We start from the raw sequence: 17,508 nt of genomic DNA on the forward strand, positions 1-17,508 counted from the left end.
CAGGCCCCAGTTCTACTTCAGGACGACCGATGTTACAGGAATAGCACAGCTTCCTGAGGGAGTAGAGATGGTAATGCCCGGAGACAACGTAAATATAGAAGTTGAGCTCATAAGCAATATAGCGATGGAAGAGGGATTGAGATTTGCAGTAAGAGAAGGCGGAAGGACAGTTGGAGCAGGTGTTGTCGCAAAGATAATTGAATAGAACCGAACATATTCTAAACACTAAAAGGAAACGGGATAATGCAGGATATAATACTTTTACAGTGTACAAGCTGCAAGCACAAGAATTACTCGACCACCAAGAACAAGAAGAATACAAAAGAGAAGCTTAATCTCAAGAAATACTGCAAGCATTGCAGGGAGCACGTAATTCACAAAGAGACAAAGGCATAGAGAAAACCCAAAGATTAAAGATCAAAATTAAGCAAGATATTTTGAGCATATTAATTTTTTATTTTGATTTTGGTATAGGCCAGTAGCTCTAACGGTAGAGCGCCGGACTCCAAATCCGAGGGCTGGGGGTTCAAATCCCTCCTGGCCTGCCATTTTACTTTATTTTAAAGGGAAGGCGAAAGAATGTTTGAAAAAATAAAATTATTTTTCATGGAAGTAAAGGCAGAATTAAAGAAGGTTGTCTTTCCGGGCAGGGAGGAAGTGATAGGTTCGACCAAGGTCGTGCTTGTCCTGGTATTTATTACAGCATTTTTCCTTGGAGCGATAGATCTGGTTCTTTCGAAAATCATAGATTTTGTTATTAAATAAAGGAAATGTAACTATGGAATGGTATGTTGTGCATATTTACTCTGGTTTTGAGGATAAGGTCAAGGCTACTATTGAGGACGGCGCGCGCAGGCGGGGGCTGACTGAAAAGATCGAACAGATAATGATACCTACCGAAAAGGTGGTAGAGCTGAAGGCCGGGAAAAAGAAGCAGTTGGAAAGGAAGTTCTATCCGGGATATATCCTGATAAAGATGGAGCTTAATAACGAGACTTGGCATCTTGTCAGCAGCACACCGAGAGTCACAGGGTTTGTAGGCGGTGAGATACCTGCCCCGCTTGAGCAGGCAGAAGTGGACGTTATTATACGCCAGATGGAAGACGGTTCCGGTTCAAGGGTCAAGACCCAGTTCAACAAGGGTGATGATGTAAGAATAACTGACGGCGCCTTTGCCAATTTTAACGGTTTTGTTGATGAGATAGATGATGTTCACAATAAGCTGAAGATCATGGTCAGCGTATTCGGCAGACAGACATCTGTTGAGCTGGATTTCTTACAGGTTGAAAAGACATAAAAATAAATCGGATTTGTTGGAGGAATAAATGGCACCACAAAAAGAAGTAACAGCAATGGTAAAACTTCAGGTAACTGCAGGGAAGGCTAACCCGGCTCCGCCCATAGGGCCTGCGCTCGGGCCTCACGGCATCAATATTATGGATTTCTGCAATTCCTTTAATGCTCAGACAAAGGCGATGGGAGATACCATCGTTCCGGTTCTTCTTACTATATATAAGGACAGGTCATTTACTTTTATATTAAAGACGCCGCCTGCCTCTCAGCTCATAAAGAAAGCTGCCGGCATCATCAAGGGTTCCAGCGTTCCTAATAAGGATAAAGTCGGGAAGATATCCATGGCACAGGTGGAAGAGATAGCCAAGACCAAGATGCCGGATCTGAATGCATTCGATCTTTTAAAGGCTATGGAGACCATAAAAGGAACTGCCAGAAGTATGGGAGTAGAGATAACAGGTTAAAAATTCAATATCAATTTTGGTTTTTTATTGGGGGAACAATGAGCAAGAAACATGATGAAGCAAAAGGAAAGATAAACAGGGAAAATCAATATAACCTGAAAGAGGCGATTGACCTTGTCAAAGGGCTTGCGCATACGAAGTTTGATGAAACCGTTGACCTTGCCGTTAATATCGGCATTGACGCCAAGAAATCCGACCAGCTTGTAAGGGGCAGTGTTGTTCTCCCTCACGGACTCGGGAAGGAAGTGCGGGTCGTGGTCTTTGCAAAAGGCGATAAGGGCAAGGAGGCGATGGATGCCGGAGCTGATTTTGTAGGCGCTGATGACCTTGCCGATAAGATAAGCAAGGGCTGGTTTGAGTTTGACAGAGTAATTGCAACTCCTGACATCATGGGTGTTGTCGGTAAGATAGGCAAGCTGCTGGGGCCAAGGGGTCTCATGCCTAATCCGAAGACAGGTACTGTTACTTTTGATGTAGGGAATGCCGTTAAAGAGGCAAAGGCCGGAAAAGTAGAGTACAAGACAGAAAAGGGAGCCATTATCCATGTCCCGATAGGCAAGGTCTCATTTGAGAGCGAAAAGCTTTTTGACAATGCCCAATCTGTCATTAAATCTATCGTCAGGTCAAAGCCTTCTACAAGCAAGGGGAAATTTTTAAAGAAGATATCTGTTTCATCAACTATGGGAGCAGGTGTACCCGTAGATACACAGACAGCAGTACCGGCATAGATTGCAGGGATCAGCCATTATAAGGCTGATAAATATAAAGGTCAGAGACCGCAGGTGCTGCCCATTTTTACAGGGCAGCTTAAACAAGAGAGACACGAGACCGGAAACGGGCCGTATCGACCTGCGCAGATCGGAAAAAAGTTAAAAGCTGAAAGTGAAAAGTTTAAGGTTAGTTTGTTTTCAATACCTTTAAACTCTCAACTCTTAATTTTCAACTCTCAAACCGGGGTCTCTGATTATATGGAAAGGGGGGAAAGAAGCTGAAGAAAGAAGAGAAAGTCCACGTAATAGCAGAGCTCCACGAAAAGTTCAACAAGGCAACAGGTCTTATCTTTACCGATTACAGAGGGCTCACTGTTGAAGAGATATCCGATCTCAGGCAGAAGCTGAGGGAACATTCCTTCGAATACAGGGTAGTAAAGAACACTCTTGCCAAGAGAGCTGCAGTTGATACACCTGTTGATGCCGCAAAAGAGATATTCAAAGGCCCGTTAGGAGTGGCGTTCGGCTATGATGATCCTGTTTTGCTTGCCAAGAAGATGCTTGAGTTCAGCAAGGGAAACGAAAAGCTCCAGATCAAAGGAGGGATTGTTGAAGGCGGGGTCTGCAATGCCGCGGAGATCAAGACGATCTCAGAGCTTCCGTCAAGAGAAGTTCAGCTGTCAATGCTTATCGGGGCCATGCAGTCGCCTATCAGCAAGCTTGCAAGGCTGCTGAATGCGTCAGTCGCTCAGATTGTTTACGCAATGGAAGCGCTTAAGACTAAGCGTGATTCATAAACTAAATTTATAATTTATTTTAAAAAAATCAGGAGGGAACATGTCAGCAACAAAGGAAGATGTATTTGGATTTATTGACAAGATGACGATTCTGGAGATATCAGAGTTCATTAAGGAGTTTGAGACAAGATACGGCGTCAGCGCAGCAGCGCCTGTCGCGGCAGCGGCAGCAGCAGCTCCGGCAGCAGCAGCCGTGGAAGAGAAGACCAGCTTTGATGTAGTTCTTACTGCAGCGGGTGACAAGAAGATACAGGTGATAAAGGTTGTCAGGGAGATCACCAGCCTCGGCCTTAAAGAGGCAAAAGACCTTGTTGACGGCGCGCCAAGTCCTGTTAAGACCGGCGTGACAAAGGATGAAGCAGAGGCGATCAAGGCAAAGCTTGTAGAGCAGGGCGCAACTGTAGAAGTTAAGTAAATAATTGATAAACGAGTTTCGGGCACAGACGGTTCAGATGCCGGACTGTGCCCGATGGATAAACTTCTGTTTACAAAAGGAGAAATATGGCCAGTAGTTCTAGGGTTAGAAAAAATCTTGGGAAGTCGTCAGAAGAGGTGCTTGCCATTCCTGATCTTCTTGAGATCCAAAAGCGATCTTATTACCGTTTCTTGCAGCAGGATATCCAGCCTTCCAAAAAAGAGGATATAGGTTTACAGGCGGCCTTCAGCAGCGTCTTCCCTATATTTGATTATAATGAAACAGCATCCATGGAGTTTGTCGAATATGTAGTCGGCAAGCCTAAATTTGATGCAAGGGAATGCCTGGAGAGGGGCGTGAACTATGCGACCCCTTTAAAGATAAAGGTCAGGCTGAATCTCTGGGAAAAAGATGATTCCGGCAAAAAAATAATAAAAGAATCCAGGGAGCAGGAAGTTTATTTAGGAGAGCTCCCGCTGATGACAGATACCGGCACTTTTATTATTAACGGCATCGAGAGGGTCATTGTAAGCCAGCTGCACAGGTCACCCGGAGTATTTTTCAGCCCGGACAAGGTAAAGACGAGCTTAGGCGGTAAAACGCTTTTTTCTGCCCGGATAATACCGGCAAGAGGGTCATGGTTTGACTTTGAGTTCGACTCAAAAGATATCCTTTATGTAAGGATCGACAGAAGGAAGAAGCTTCCTGCCACGATAATACTCAAGGCCCTTGACTATTCCGAAGAAGCTATCCTGAAGATGTATTATCCCACTGAAGTCATAAATATCAAAAAAGGCGCTGTGACCCGCAAGGTAAGTGATGTGCTGGTAGGGTTGAGGGCGTCTATCGAGATAATCGCTCCAAAGACAAAAGAGGTAATAGTCAAAGAGAACGGCAAGATCACAGACTCTGTATATAAGAAGATCCAGGCTGCCGGGATAGATAGTATCCCTCTCTTGAAAGAAGACCTTATCGGCAGGGTTACGCTGAAGGACATTATTGACCCTGAGACCGGAGAGGTCATTCTGGAAAGCAACGAAGAAATAAGCGAGGATATATTTAATAAGATATCTTCTTTTAAAGAGGTTGAGCTTCAGCTCCTGTTCATTGACGGCATCAGGTATCTTCCTTCACTTAGAAACACATTAATGATGGATAAGGTAGTTACTAAAGATGAGGCGCTCACCCAGATATATAAAAAGCTGAGGCCTGGAGACCCGCCTTCTATGGCCGATGCTGAAGCGCTCTTCAACGGGCTCTTCTTTGACCCCAAGAGATATGATCTTTCAACTGTCGGAAGGTTGAAGCTGAACAAACGCCTGCGCCTTGACATTCCTCTGGAGACGAGGATCCTGACGGATAAGGATATCATTGAGATCTTCCGTTATTTATTTGAGTTAAGGGCCGGCCGCGGAGAGATCGATGATATTGACCACTTGGGAAACAGAAGGATAAGGGCTGTCGGCGAGCTTCTGGAGAATCAGTTCAGGATAGGCCTTGTGAGGATGGAGAGGGCCATCAAGGAAAAGATGATACTTGCGGAACTTGAGACTGCAATGCCGCATGACCTTATAAACGCAAAGACTGTTATTGCCGTGATCAAGGAGTTCTTCGGATCGAGCCAGCTGAGCCAGTTCATGGATCAGACAAACCCCTTATCAGAGATAACGCATAAAAGAAGGCTCAGTGCCCTCGGGCCCGGCGGTCTTACAAGGGAGAGGGCAGGTTTTGAGGTCAGGGATGTTCACCCTACTCATTACGGCCGTATATGTCCTGTTGAAACTCCTGAAGGCCCGAATATCGGACTGATAACATCGCTGGCCACTTATGCAAGGGTCAATGATTTTGGTTTCATAGAGACTCCTTACAGAATAGTGAAAGACGGCACCGCTACTAAAGAGATAGAGTATCTGTCTGCCATAGACGGTGAAAAGCATATCATTGCGCAGTCAACGACTCCTCTGGATAAGGACGGCAACCTCATAGGTGAGACTGTCGCAGGCAGGTCAGGAGGGGACTTTAAGATGCTGAACCCCAATGACATTCAGTATATGGATGTCTCTCCAAAACAGATCGTCAGCGTTGCAACAGCGCTCATTCCTTTTCTTGAAAATGATGACGCCAACAGGGCGCTCATGGGCTCCAACATGCAGAGGCAGGCTGTCCCGCTGCTCCATACAGAAGCCCCAAGGGTCGGCACCGGAATGGAAGTTGTAGCAGCCAAGGGTTCTGGAGTTGTCATAACTGCCAAACGGGCCGGAGAAGTTGCGTCTGTTGATTCTGCAAGGATAATAATCAAGGCTAATGACGGCGGAGTGGATATTTATACACTCGTAAAGTTCTATAGATCCAACCAGGCTACGAGCGTTAATCAGAAGCCTATCGTAAAGCTGGGGGACTCTATAAAAAAAGGACAGGTAATAGCTGACGGGCCTGCTACCGACATGGGCGAACTGGCCCTCGGCAAGAACGTCATGCTTGCCTTCATGCCATGGGGCGGGTACAACTTTGAGGATGCCATTATTATCAGCAAACGCCTCGTTAAGGAAGATGTATATACATCAGTACATATCGAAGAGTTCTCTATAGAGGCCAGGGAGACAAAGCTCGGGCCTGAAGAGATAACAAGGGATATACCGAACATCGGCGAAGAGGCACTCAGGAACCTTGATGAGAGCGGGATAATAAGAATAGGTGCCAAGATCAAGCCCGGAGATATACTTGTCGGCAAGGTCACCCCAAAGAGCGAGACACAGCTTACACCTGAAGAGAAGTTACTCAGGGCCATCTTCGGTGAAAAGGCTGAAGAGGTCAGAGAGGACTGCCTTTATGTTCCGCCCGGGATCAACGGTACTGTGCTGGATGTAAAGATATTCACAAGAAAGAGCGCCCAGAAGGACAAGAGGGCAAAGAGCATTGAAGAGGATGAGATAGCCAGCCTTGAACGCGACCATGAGGATGAGGCGGCCATATTAAAAGAGAACAACTATGCCAGGATGAGAAAGCTTCTGCTGAATCAGACGGTTACTGAAGGGATAAAGTCTCAAAAGACAAGCGATCTCATATGCGCGAAAGGGAAACAGCTTACAGCAAAGATCCTTGAAGAGGTCCCTGATAAACTTCTTTCCAAGATAGGTATCGCAAACGAGAATATCACAGAAGAGGTTGTAGCAATTGCAAAGGAGATACTCTCGGGTTTAAAGAAGCTTGAAAGCTATTACGAAGAGAAGAAGGAGAACTTTAAGAAAGGCGATGTGCTTCCTCCGGGTGTTCTTAAGACCGTAAAGGTTTATATAGCCATGAAGAGGAAGATCCAGGTCGGAGACAAGATGGCAGGAAGGCATGGCAATAAGGGAGTTATCTCTATAATAGTTCCTGAAGAGGATATGCCTTATATGCCTGACGGGACACCTATTGATATAGTCCTTAACCCTCTTGGCGTTCCCTCACGTATGAATGTGGGTCAGATCCTGGAGATTCATCTCGGGTGGGCGGCAAAGGAGCTTGGGATATTTGTGGCTACGCCTGTTTTTGAAAGTATTAAAGAGACAGAGATAAAGGATCTGTTAAGAGAGGCAAAACTGCCTGCAAGCGGGCAGATAATCCTGCATGACGGCAAGACCGGGGAGCCTTTCAATAACGCTGTTACGGTAGGCTGCATGTATATGATGAAGCTCCATCACCTGGTAGAGAACAAGATGCACGCGCGTTCCATAGGGCCTTATTCACTTGTAACGCAGCAGCCGCTCGGAGGCAAGGCGCAGTTCGGCGGACAGAGGCTCGGTGAGATGGAGGTCTGGGCGCTTGAGGCATACGGCGCTGCATCCACACTTCAGGAATTTCTTACTGTAAAGAGTGACGATGTGGCCGGAAGGTCGCGCGTTTATGAAGCTATTGTCAAAGGCGATGCAAATCTTGAGCCGGGCGTTCCTGAATCATTCCATGTTCTTATCAAGGAACTCCAGAGCCTTGGCCTTGATGTGGAACTTCTGGAAGACAAGCTGTCACACGACGGAGACCAGGGTTCTGAAAAGCACAAACATACAGCCTCGGATAAGGGAAAAGGGGGTAAATAACACGTGGAAGATATATATTCGATTTTTGAAAAGCCGAAAAACCCGACAGAGTTTGAGGTGATAAAGATAAAGCTTGCCTCTCCTGAAAAGATAAGGGCATGGTCATATGGAGAGGTTACAAAACCTGAAACAATAAACTACCGTACCTTCAAACCTGAAAGGGACGGCCTCTTCTGTGCCAAGATATTCGGCCCTGTCAAGGACTGGGAGTGCATCTGCGGCAAGTACAAGAGGATGAAACACAGGGGAGTGGTCTGTGATAAGTGCGGCGTTGAGGTCATCCAGGCAAAGGCAAGACGGGAAAGGCTCGGCCACATAGAGCTGGCGACCCCTGTTGCTCATATATGGTTTTTAAAGGGGATACCTTCAAGGATAGGCACTCTTCTTGATATGACCATGAGACAGCTTGAGAGGGTGCTCTATTTTGAGAGCTATGTTGTTGTTGACCCCGGCGATACCAAGCTGAAGGAACAAGACCTTCTCACAGATGAGGAGTTTAGAAAAAAGACACAGGAATTAGGCGACACGTTCAAGGCAGGCATAGGCGCAGAGGCTGTAAGGGAACTGCTCAGAAGCATAGATCTTGATGCCCTCAGCAAGTCATTAAGGCTCAAGATCCAGGCATCTTCCTCAATAGGCGTCAAGAGAAAACTTACCAAGAGGCTGAGGGTTGTAGAGGCGTTCAGGAAATCAGGCAACAAACCTGACTGGATGATAATGGATGTCATACCGGTACTTCCGCCTGACCTTCGTCCGCTGGTTCCGCTTGAAGGCGGCAGATTTGCAACATCTGACCTTAACGATCTTTACAGAAGGGTCATTAATAGAAATAACAGGCTTAAGAGGCTTATGGAGCTTAAGGCTCCAAGCGTTATCATACGTAATGAAAAGAGGATGCTGCAGGAGGCTGTTGACGCGCTGTTTGATAACGGCAGGAGAAGTAAGGTACTGAAGGCTGCTACAAAGAGGCCTCTCAAATCACTCAGTGATATGCTCAAGGGCAAGCAGGGGCGTTTCAGGCAGAATCTCCTTGGTAAGAGGGTTGATTACTCAGGCCGTTCGGTTATCGTTGTAGGTCCTGATCTTAAACTCCATCAATGCGGAGTTCCAAAGAGCATGGCGCTTGAGCTCTTCACACCTTTTGTCTTCAGCAAGCTTGAAGAGAAGGGATATGTCACTACGATAAAGGCTGCAAAGAAGATGGTTGAGAGGGGAGATGAGGCTATCTGGGACTGTCTTGACGAGGTCATCAGGGAGCATCCGGTCCTTCTTAACAGGGCGCCGACCCTTCACAGACTTGGCATTCAGGCATTTGACCCTGTGCTTGTAGAGGGCAAGGCTATAAAGCTTCACCCGCTTGTATGTACGGCATTTAACGCTGACTTTGACGGCGACCAGATGGCTATTCATATTCCTCTTTCGATAGAGGCGCAGATAGAGGCAAGGGTGCTTATGATGTCTGTTAATAATATCCTCAACCCTTCTAACGGTGAGCCGATAACAATACCTTCGCAGGACATGGTCCTGGGCATTTACTATCTCACAAAGAAGAAGACAGGGGCAAAAGGAGAAGGCAAGACCTTTTACGGTCCGGAAGAAGTGAGGATAGCTTATGATGCAGGAGTAGTAAGCGTGCATGCCGCTGTTAAGGTGAGAATGAACGGCGCTTTTGTTGACACAACAGTCGGCCGCATCATCCTTAATGAGATAGTGCATGAAGATATACCATATGAGATGGTGAACAAGGTAATGACCAAGAAAGAGGTCGGAAAGCTTATCAGCTATTACTACAAGAGGGTTGGAAGAAAAGAGACGGTCGCTTTCCTTGATAATATTGAGAAGATAGGATTTAAATATGCGACCATATCAGGTTCCTCGATCTGCATAGATGACATGCATATCCCGCACCAGAAGACCGAGTTCATAAAGAAGGCGGAGCATGAGGTACTGGATGTAGAGACACAGTATTCTGACGGCCTTATCACAAACGGCGAGCGGTATAACAAGGTCGTGGACATATGGGCGCAGGTCACAGAGAAGGTCGCGGATGCGATGATGAAGGAACTGGGCGCTGAAGGCGTAAAGCATGTTGAAAAGCTTACTGATGACGAACTTAAAGAGCTTCGTTCATTTAATAATATCTTCATGATGGCAGATTCCGGCGCAAGGGGTTCTGCCGCACAGATAAGGCAGCTGGCAGGAATGAGGGGACTTATGGCAAAGCCTTCGGGTGAGATCATCGAGACCCCGATAACCGCTAACTTCAGGGAAGGGCTGGCGCCGCTTCAATATTTCATCTCAACGCACGGCGCGAGAAAGGGGCTTGCCGACACGGCGTTAAAGACGGCAAACTCAGGTTACCTCACAAGAAGACTTGTCGATGTCACCCAGGATGTTGTTATTTCGCAGGATGACTGCGGCACACGTGACGGGATCGAGGTCGCAAGCCTTGTAGAGAGCGGCGAGATCATTGAACCGCTTGAGGAGAGGATATTCGGAAGAGTATCAGCAGAAGATGTTAAGGACCCGATAACCGGAAAGGTGATAGCAAAGAGAAACGTGGAGATAAACAGCCAGCTTTCTCAGGATATAGTTGGTGCAGGAATAAGCAACGTCAAGATAAGGTCTGTTCTTACATGTGAGTCAAAACACGGTGTCTGCAGGCAGTGTTACGGCAGGGACCTTGGAAGAGGCGAACCTGTAGAGATAGGCGCAGCCGTTGGTATAGTGGCAGCGCAGTCCATAGGTGAGCCCGGGACACAGCTTACCATGAGAACCTTCCATATCGGCGGTACAGCAACAAGAATGGTCGAGCAGAGCGTGCTTAAGGCCAAGAATAACGGATCGGTACAGTTCATTGACCTCCCTACAGTTCAGTTCGATGATGTTAATAATGTCAATAAAGAAAAATATCTTGTCGCGCTTAGCCGTAATGGAAGCATCGCAATCGTGGATTCAAAAGGAAGAGAGAAGGAAAAATATTCTGTAGTTTATGGAGCAAAGATAAAGGTCAAGGATGGCCAGAAGATAAATGCGGGAGATCTGCTTGTAGAGTGGGATCCGTACTCAATACCGATCGTCACGCAGGTCGGCGGCAAGATAGCTCTTGGAGATATTATAGAAGGCGTAACGGTTAAGGAAGAGGTTGATGAAGTTACAGGGCTTTCGCATAAAGTTGTTATCGAGTACCCGCCTGACAGAAGGCCGAGGCTTTCCATTAAGGATGAACATGGGAGAGCCACACAGAAGATCCCGGGCACAAACAATATTGCGCGATACCTGCTTTCACTTGGTTCTCATCTTCTTGTTGACAGAGGGGATCTCGTACAGCCCGGTGACATAATTGCCAAGATCCCGAGAGAGACTTCAAAGACAAAGGACATCACCGGAGGACTTCCGCGTGTTGCCGAACTCTTTGAGGCAAGGAAGCCGAAAGAACATGCTGTCGTCAGTGAGATCGACGGTATTGTGGAATTCAAGGGCTTTCACAAGGGCATGAGAGTTGTAAATGTAAGAGGCGGCACGGATACGAGAGAGTACAACATACCAAAGGGCAAGCACCTCAGTGTAAACGAAGGCGAGTTTGTGAAAGCCGGTGAACCTCTCATGGACGGCTCTGTAAATCCGCACAGCATACTGGAGATCCTCGGACCCAAAGAGCTTCAGCGTTATCTTGTGGGAGAGGTGCAGAAGGTCTACAGGCTTCAGGGCGTCTCTATCAACGACAAGCACATAGAAGTTATCGCCAGGCAGATGATGAAGAAGGTGAAGATCGAGGATTCAGGAGATACAGGATTTCTCGAAGGCGAGCAGGTCGACAAGGCAGACTTTGAGGCCGAGAACCTGAAGATGGTGAAACAGAAGGGGCAGCCTGCAAAGGCGAAACCTATCCTGCTTGGTATCACAAAGGCATCACTTAGCACTTACAGCTTTATCTCCGCAGCCTCTTTCCAGGAGACCACAAGGGTGCTCACAGAGGCGGCCATAAGCGGAGCGACTGATGAGCTGAGAGGGCTTAAAGAGAATGTGATCATGGGAAGACTTATCCCTGCCGGTACAGGAATGCCGAGGTATAAAGATACTTTTCTTGGGACAGTAGAAAAAGAATAATTTTCAATTTGTAGGGATGAGCCTGTTTTGTATTGCACATACAGGCTCATCCCTTTTTTTATTTCCGGCAAAAAACCACAAAAAACTATTGATAATTCTTTATAATTAATGATCGTGAATATACAGGAAAGGATAATACGCCCGATATTGGTCATTGCCGGCGTTATATCGTTTGGCACAGCAGGCTATTTTTTTGTAGAGGGATGGAATTTATTCGATTCCCTTTACATGACGATAATAACCCTGACCACTGTAGGGTATGGGGAGATCCACCCCCTTTCAATGGCAGGAAGGTTTTTTACCATTATTCTTATAATGTTTGGCGTGGGAGCGATGCTTTACGCGCTTGGCGTCGGGGCCAGATTGATATTTGAAGGAGAAATCAGAGAGGTTTTCGGGAGGAGCAAATTGGATAAAAAAATTCAAAGCATAAAAGACCACTATATTATCTGCGGGCATGGAAGGATGGGAAAGATCATCTGCAAGGAGATGCTCCAGCACGGGGCGCCCTTTGTAGTGATTGAGAATTCAGTTGAAAACCCTGCGCTTGCAAGCCCGGGAGTGCTCATGCTAAAAGGGGATGCGACACAGGATGCAGACCTGAAAGAGGCTGGTATCGAGAGGGCAAAGGGGCTGATATCGGTGCTGCCGTCAGATGCCGACAACCTGTATGTGGTTCTTTCTGCCAGAGGGCTGAACCCAAAGCTCAGGATAGTTGCGAGGGCAGGCGAGGAAGGGTCTGACAAGAAACTTCTAAGGGCAGGGGCTGACAACGTCATATCGCCTTATCAGATCGGCGGGCTCAGGATAGCGCACACACTTCTTAAGCCGTCAGTTGTAGACTTTTTAGAATTTGCAACACGCAGCGGAAACCTTGAGCTCCAGATAGAAGAGGTAAAGGTTAAGAAGGAATCAAACTTTACCGGCAGGACACTTGATGAGTGCGGGCTCCGCAAGGCATTGAGGGTCATAATTGTGGCGATAAAGAGAGAGACAGGGGAGATGGAATTCAACCCCACATCATCAAGCATTATCAAGACAGGTGATACGCTTATCGCAATGGGTGAAAAGAAACAGCTTAAAGAGCTTGCGCAGTTGATCGGAGCGTAAGATCAATCAATTTCTATGATCTACCTGAATAACAGGCTTGTTCCTGACAGCAAGGCGGTTGTCTCTGTCTTTGACCACGGTTTTCTCTATGGCGACGGTATTTACGAGACTCTCAGGGCGTATGATGGTGTGGTCTTTAAGATCGAAGAACATATTGAAAGGCTCTTTAATTCCGCAGCTCTTATCAGATTGGATATATCCAAAACTCCTGAAACGATAATCAGGGCTGTAAATAAGACGGGTAAGGCGAACAGGCTGTCTGATGCCTATATAAGAATAACAGTATCAAGGGGTAAGGGGCCTATAGGGCTGGATCCGGCACTCTGTCCAAAACCCACCTTCGTTATTATCGCCAATCCCTTTCATGGATACCCTGCTGCTTATTATAAGAGAGGCGTGAATGTCGCCATAGTGAATACCAGGCGGAACTTCAACAAGTCCATTGACCCTGCGATCAAGTCGCTTAATTTCCTGAATAATATACTCGCAAAGATAGAGGCGAAAGAGAGGGGCGCGTATGAGGCGATCATGCTGAATTACAGCGGCTATATTACCGAAGGCACAATAAGCAATATCTTTTTTGTAAAGAACAGAACCCTTTATACCCCTGAAGTCAGTGTCGGCATCCTCAACGGTATTACGCGCATGGCAATTATCGGCATTGCGAAAGAGCTTGGAATAAAGGTTCGCGAGGGAAAGTTCAGGCCCGCTCATATCTATGGCGCTGAGGAAGTCTTTATATCAAACACGACCATGGAGGTAATGCCTGTTGCAAAGGCAGACGATATAAAGATCGGCAGCGGCCCCGGCAAGATCACAAAGGCCATCCATCAGGAGTACAAAAGAAAAGTTGCTGAATACGTAAAGCAACAATATAAGGCTTGACAAGTAAAGCCATAAAACTATATAAATGGATAGCGAGCCGTAATAAGCACTGCATATAAAAAGGTTATCTACAAAATAAGGGGGAAAATGATGGTAAGGAATATAAGGATCTTTTTATTTTCTTTTTGTCTGTTTTTAATAATGGCAGCGCCTTTATTTGCGATAGCTAAGAGCACCGCACCTGCCAGAATGGTCTATGTTACCAATGCCGGCAATAATACCGTATCTATCATCGATGCTTCAAAGGCAGAGGTTGTAAATACGATCAGGGTTGGTGTATGGCCGGCAGGTATTGCGATAGACCATGAATCCCATAAGGCTTACATTGTCAACTCAAGCCCTTCAGATAATAATGTCTCAGTAATAGACCTTAAGAGCAACTCTCTGGTCGGCACTATCAAAGTGGGAACAGGCCCGATGCATATAGCATTGGATACCGCATCAAAAAAGGCATATGTCACTAATACGGATAATAATAACAATACAATATCAATTGTAGACATAGGGAATAATACTGCGACAGGCAATATAAAGGTCGGCAAGGAGCCTTTTGGCCTGGCCCTTGACCCGAAAAGAAGCAGGCTCTTTGTCGTCAATTCAGGAGAAGACACAGTATCTGTAATTGACCTGAAGAAGAATTCAGTTATAGCAACAATACCTGTCGGCAATGTGCCTCTTGGCGCCGCGTACAGCCCTGCCAGCGGCAGGATATATGTAGCCAATCATAACAGCAACAGCATCTCAGTCATAGATCCTGAAAGCAACAAGGTTGCTGCATCTATAAGCGTCGGGAAGAACCCGTGGTACATAGGGGTTGATACTGCGCATAACAGATTGTATGTTCCTAACAGATCGGCTGATATCGTCAGTATAATTGATGCTGCATCAAATAAGGTCATGGGCTCTATAAAGGTCGGCAATGACCCGCTTGGCATTACTGTTGACTCTGCCAACAACCGTGCCTATGTTACAAACCACAAGGACATCAGCGTTTCAGTTATAGACACGGAAAATAATGTTGTCATTAACACTATAAAACTGAGCCTTACCCCGAGCAGTCCGTATGCAGGATCGCCCTGGGATGTTGCTGTGGATTAGATTTATTCAGGATGCTGTATTAACAGTATGAAATAATATAAATAGATCAAAAGGAGAGTAAATGAAATTTAAAAGTCTGGGAATATTAGCAGTCTCAATTTTTGCAGTTGCGGTCTTTGCCCTTCCTGTCTGGGCTAATGGCACAGGCAAACTTATCTATGTCACAAACTCTGGCAACAATACGGTATCGGTTATTGACCCTGCAAAAAATGAGGTCATCAACACGATAAGGGTCGGTGTCTGGCCTGCGGGCATTGAGGTGGATGCTGCTTCAGGCAAGGCGTATGTAGTTAATTCGAACACAGGCGACAGCAGCGTATCAGTCGTTGACCTTAAGAGTAATTCGGTTGTAGCTAATATGAAAGTCGGTGTAGGCCCCATGGCTATAGCGCTTGATACAGCTGCCGGTATAGGATATGTTGCTGACGCGGAGAACATGGTCGATGGAAAGAACCTTAGCCACACGCTTTCTGTAATTGACCTGAAGACAGCCAAGGTCCTGAAGCAGATCGATGTAGGAGTCGGTCCGTTCGATCTTAAGCTTGCCGGGAAGAACCTCTTTGTAAGTAATTCAGGCGAGTGGACGGTCGCTTTTGTCAGCACAGCCGATCATAAGGTTGTGAAGACCCTGAAGGTCATTGATACGCCTTTAGGGGTTGCGGTAGATAAGAACAAGGCTTATGTAGCGGTACACGGCAAAGGCTCTGTTCAGGTATTTGATACAGAAAAGATGGAAGAGCTCAGCACCATAAAGGTCGGCAATACCGCCTGGTATATCGCAGTTGACCATCCAAAGAACAGGGCATATGTAAGCAAGAGAGAGGAAGGCGCTGTAACGGTCATAGATACAGCCACAGATAAGGTCATCGCTGATATAGCTGTAGGCAAAGGCCCTATCGGAGTTGCCGTAGATTCAGCGAGCAACAGGCTCTATGTAGTAAATCACGAGGATGTTTCTGTCTCGGTCGTTGACACGACAAGCAATAAAGTAGTCGCTACGATCAAGCTCGCACCTGCAACTGACAGCACTTACTCAGGCTCGCCCTGGGGCATTACGATCAACTAAATTTTAAATATTCTGATTTCATGGGCCGGCGGATCATTCTGCCGGCCCTTTTTGTTTTTTCGCTTTTCCATTTATTACCATCTTGCCTAAAGCAAATATTTTTTTCTTTACAATCATAATAGAAATGCAATATAGTACGCCATCGACTCAGCGACTGACTCTATTTCAAAAACAAGGGGGTAAGGACATGTTAAGGTTTAAAGCAGATTTTTTAGCAGTGATTCTTTTAGCGGCAATTTCGCTCATTGGAGCGAAAGCAGAGGCTGCGCCTTTTGCTTATATCACAAACGCTAGCGGTTTTAGCAACAATGTCTCTGTCATAGACACAGCAATCAATACAGTGGTTGCGACAGTGGCAGTAGGGACCAGTCCTGTTGGCGTTTCAGTGAATCCAACAGGCACAAGGGTCTATGTGACAAACGTCGGCAGCAACAATGTCTATGTCATAGACACAGCAACCAATGCAGTGGTTGCGACAGTGCCGGTAGGAACCAATCCTTATGGCGTTTCAGTGAATCCGGCTGGCACAAGGGTCTATGTGGCAAACCTCTTCAGCAACAATGTCTATGTCATAGACACAGCAACCAATGCAGTGGTTGCGACAGTGGCAGTAGGGACCAGTCCTCCTGGCGTTTCAGTGGATCCAACAGGCACAAGGGTCTATGTGACAAACTCCGAGAGCGCCAACGTCTCTGTCATAGATACAGCAACCAATACAGTTGTTGCGACAGTGCCGGTAGGGATTGGGCCTTTTGGCGTTTCAGTGAATCCGGCTGGCACAAGGGCCTATGTGGCAAACCAGAGCAGCAACAATGTTTCTGTCATAGACACAGCAACCAATACAGTTGTTGCGACAGTGCCGGTAGGGATTGGGCCTTCTGCCCTTGGTCAGTTTATAGGGCCTGAACAATACGAATCTTTTATTCTTACCATTACAGGCTCCGGCAACGGCTCAGGCACTGTATCTGAAACCGGCATTGACTGCACCATAACCAATGGCACATCCGGCGGTGATTGCTCAGAGGTCTATGATGATGGCACTGTAGTAAGCCTTACACCTTCAGCTGATGCCGGTTACACCTTCACAGGCTGGAGCGGGGATTGTGATGCCGATGGGCAGGTGACGATGGATGCTGATAAGACCTGCACAGCAACATTTACATGCTCTGACCCCTATGAAATCATTAACGATCTTTATGATTCTGTTAACACAGAAGTTGCGCTGCGCAGTATAAGAATCAGGCTTAAAGGTACACTGGACAGTTGCTTTAACAGAATGCCTGCAGCGATTGATGGAGACATCCGGTCACTAAACTATGCCGTAAGATATATTGAGCAGTTCAAGATGTATGTAAATAAATATATTAAAACAGGTGAGATTAACGGAGAGACAGGAGATGGACTGCTCCAAAGAGCTGATGACCTGATTGCTTCATTTACCTGCGAAGAGACTCCTGAACCATAATTGATAATCAAAAAACAGG

Annotated in this window: 15 protein-coding genes and 1 tRNA gene; all 16 read left to right on the forward strand. The window is 46.5% G+C overall.

Translation table 11 applies throughout. The annotated features are described in order from the left end of the window. Positions 1–205 (forward strand): elongation factor Tu (tuf, locus tag Q7U10_05375; protein MDO8282042.1); only part of this gene is annotated, 205 nt, incomplete at its 5' end. A gap of 38 nt (positions 206–243) precedes the next feature. Next, entirely contained in the window at positions 244–396 is a 153-nt protein-coding gene (gene rpmG / locus Q7U10_05380) for a 50S ribosomal protein L33 (protein ID MDO8282043.1), read from the forward strand. Positions 397–472: 76 nt separating this feature from the next. Continuing rightward, positions 473–548: transfer RNA gene (locus Q7U10_05385), tRNA-Trp, on the forward strand. 31 nt (positions 549–579) lie between these two features. Then, entirely contained in the window at positions 580–765 is a 186-nt protein-coding gene (secE, locus tag Q7U10_05390; protein ID MDO8282044.1) for a preprotein translocase subunit SecE, read from the forward strand. A 13-nt stretch (positions 766–778) separates the two neighbouring features. After that, the gene (gene nusG, locus Q7U10_05395; GenBank protein MDO8282045.1) at positions 779–1,297 is read left to right on the forward strand and encodes a transcription termination/antitermination protein NusG; all 519 of its coding nucleotides are present in this window, start codon (positions 779–781) and stop codon (positions 1,295–1,297) included. 28 nt (positions 1,298–1,325) lie between these two features. Then, positions 1,326–1,757 carry a 50S ribosomal protein L11 gene (rplK, locus tag Q7U10_05400; GenBank protein MDO8282046.1) on the forward strand — a complete coding sequence of 144 codons (432 nt, stop codon included), beginning with the start codon at positions 1,326–1,328 and terminating at the stop codon, positions 1,755–1,757. Between the two features lie 38 nt (positions 1,758–1,795). Continuing rightward, the gene (gene rplA / locus Q7U10_05405; protein MDO8282047.1) at positions 1,796–2,485 is read left to right on the forward strand and encodes a 50S ribosomal protein L1; all 690 of its coding nucleotides are present in this window, start codon (positions 1,796–1,798) and stop codon (positions 2,483–2,485) included. A gap of 260 nt (positions 2,486–2,745) precedes the next feature. Then, complete coding sequence (gene rplJ / locus Q7U10_05410) at positions 2,746–3,264, forward strand: 50S ribosomal protein L10 (protein MDO8282048.1); 519 nt, start codon at positions 2,746–2,748, stop codon at positions 3,262–3,264. A gap of 40 nt (positions 3,265–3,304) precedes the next feature. Beyond that, a complete protein-coding gene (rplL, locus tag Q7U10_05415) occupies positions 3,305–3,679 on the forward strand; it encodes a 50S ribosomal protein L7/L12 (GenBank protein ID MDO8282049.1) in 375 nt (124 codons plus the stop codon). A gap of 86 nt (positions 3,680–3,765) precedes the next feature. Next, positions 3,766–7,755, forward strand: a complete 3,990-nt coding sequence (gene rpoB, locus Q7U10_05420) for a DNA-directed RNA polymerase subunit beta (GenBank protein ID MDO8282050.1) — start codon at positions 3,766–3,768, stop codon at positions 7,753–7,755. A 3-nt stretch (positions 7,756–7,758) separates the two neighbouring features. Next, on the forward strand, positions 7,759–11,865 hold the full coding sequence (gene rpoC / locus Q7U10_05425; GenBank protein MDO8282051.1) for a DNA-directed RNA polymerase subunit beta': 4,107 nt from the start codon (positions 7,759–7,761) through the stop codon (positions 11,863–11,865). Positions 11,866–11,973: 108 nt separating this feature from the next. Then, on the forward strand, positions 11,974–12,975 hold the full coding sequence (locus Q7U10_05430) for a potassium channel protein (protein MDO8282052.1): 1,002 nt from the start codon (positions 11,974–11,976) through the stop codon (positions 12,973–12,975). Between the two features lie 15 nt (positions 12,976–12,990). Beyond that, complete coding sequence (gene ilvE / locus Q7U10_05435) at positions 12,991–13,860, forward strand: branched-chain-amino-acid transaminase (protein ID MDO8282053.1); 870 nt, start codon at positions 12,991–12,993, stop codon at positions 13,858–13,860. 87 nt (positions 13,861–13,947) lie between these two features. Then, a complete protein-coding gene (locus Q7U10_05440; protein MDO8282054.1) occupies positions 13,948–14,958 on the forward strand; it encodes a YncE family protein in 1,011 nt (336 codons plus the stop codon). Positions 14,959–15,019: 61 nt separating this feature from the next. Then, positions 15,020–16,024, forward strand: coding sequence for a hypothetical protein (locus Q7U10_05445; protein ID MDO8282055.1), 1,005 nt, complete (start codon positions 15,020–15,022; stop codon positions 16,022–16,024). A 187-nt stretch (positions 16,025–16,211) separates the two neighbouring features. After that, complete coding sequence (locus Q7U10_05450; protein ID MDO8282056.1) at positions 16,212–17,489, forward strand: hypothetical protein; 1,278 nt, start codon at positions 16,212–16,214, stop codon at positions 17,487–17,489. Positions 17,490–17,508: the final 19 nt, after the last annotated feature.

The organism is Thermodesulfovibrionia bacterium, from assembly GCA_030646035.1.
Taxonomy (GTDB): domain Bacteria; phylum Nitrospirota; class Thermodesulfovibrionia; order UBA6902; family UBA6902; genus JACQZG01.

What these genes read in the sequence shown, in the direction of transcription:
- rpmG (MDO8282043.1), top strand. Translation starts at nt 244, where the DNA reads ATGCAGGATATAATACTTTTACAGTGTACAAGCTGCAAGCACAAGAAT.
- nusG (MDO8282045.1), top strand. Translation starts at nt 779, where the DNA reads ATGGAATGGTATGTTGTGCATATTTACTCTGGTTTTGAGGATAAGGTC.
- Q7U10_05430 (MDO8282052.1), top strand. Translation starts at nt 11,974, where the DNA reads ATGATCGTGAATATACAGGAAAGGATAATACGCCCGATATTGGTCATT.
- rplL (MDO8282049.1), top strand. Translation starts at nt 3,305, where the DNA reads ATGTCAGCAACAAAGGAAGATGTATTTGGATTTATTGACAAGATGACG.
- Q7U10_05450 (MDO8282056.1), top strand. Translation starts at nt 16,212, where the DNA reads ATGTTAAGGTTTAAAGCAGATTTTTTAGCAGTGATTCTTTTAGCGGCA.
- secE (MDO8282044.1), top strand. Translation starts at nt 580, where the DNA reads ATGTTTGAAAAAATAAAATTATTTTTCATGGAAGTAAAGGCAGAATTA.
- Q7U10_05440 (MDO8282054.1), top strand. Translation starts at nt 13,948, where the DNA reads ATGATGGTAAGGAATATAAGGATCTTTTTATTTTCTTTTTGTCTGTTT.
- ilvE (MDO8282053.1), top strand. Translation starts at nt 12,991, where the DNA reads ATGATCTACCTGAATAACAGGCTTGTTCCTGACAGCAAGGCGGTTGTC.
- rplK (MDO8282046.1), top strand. Translation starts at nt 1,326, where the DNA reads ATGGCACCACAAAAAGAAGTAACAGCAATGGTAAAACTTCAGGTAACT.
- rplA (MDO8282047.1), top strand. Translation starts at nt 1,796, where the DNA reads ATGAGCAAGAAACATGATGAAGCAAAAGGAAAGATAAACAGGGAAAAT.
- rpoB (MDO8282050.1), top strand. Translation starts at nt 3,766, where the DNA reads ATGGCCAGTAGTTCTAGGGTTAGAAAAAATCTTGGGAAGTCGTCAGAA.
- Q7U10_05445 (MDO8282055.1), top strand. Translation starts at nt 15,020, where the DNA reads ATGAAATTTAAAAGTCTGGGAATATTAGCAGTCTCAATTTTTGCAGTT.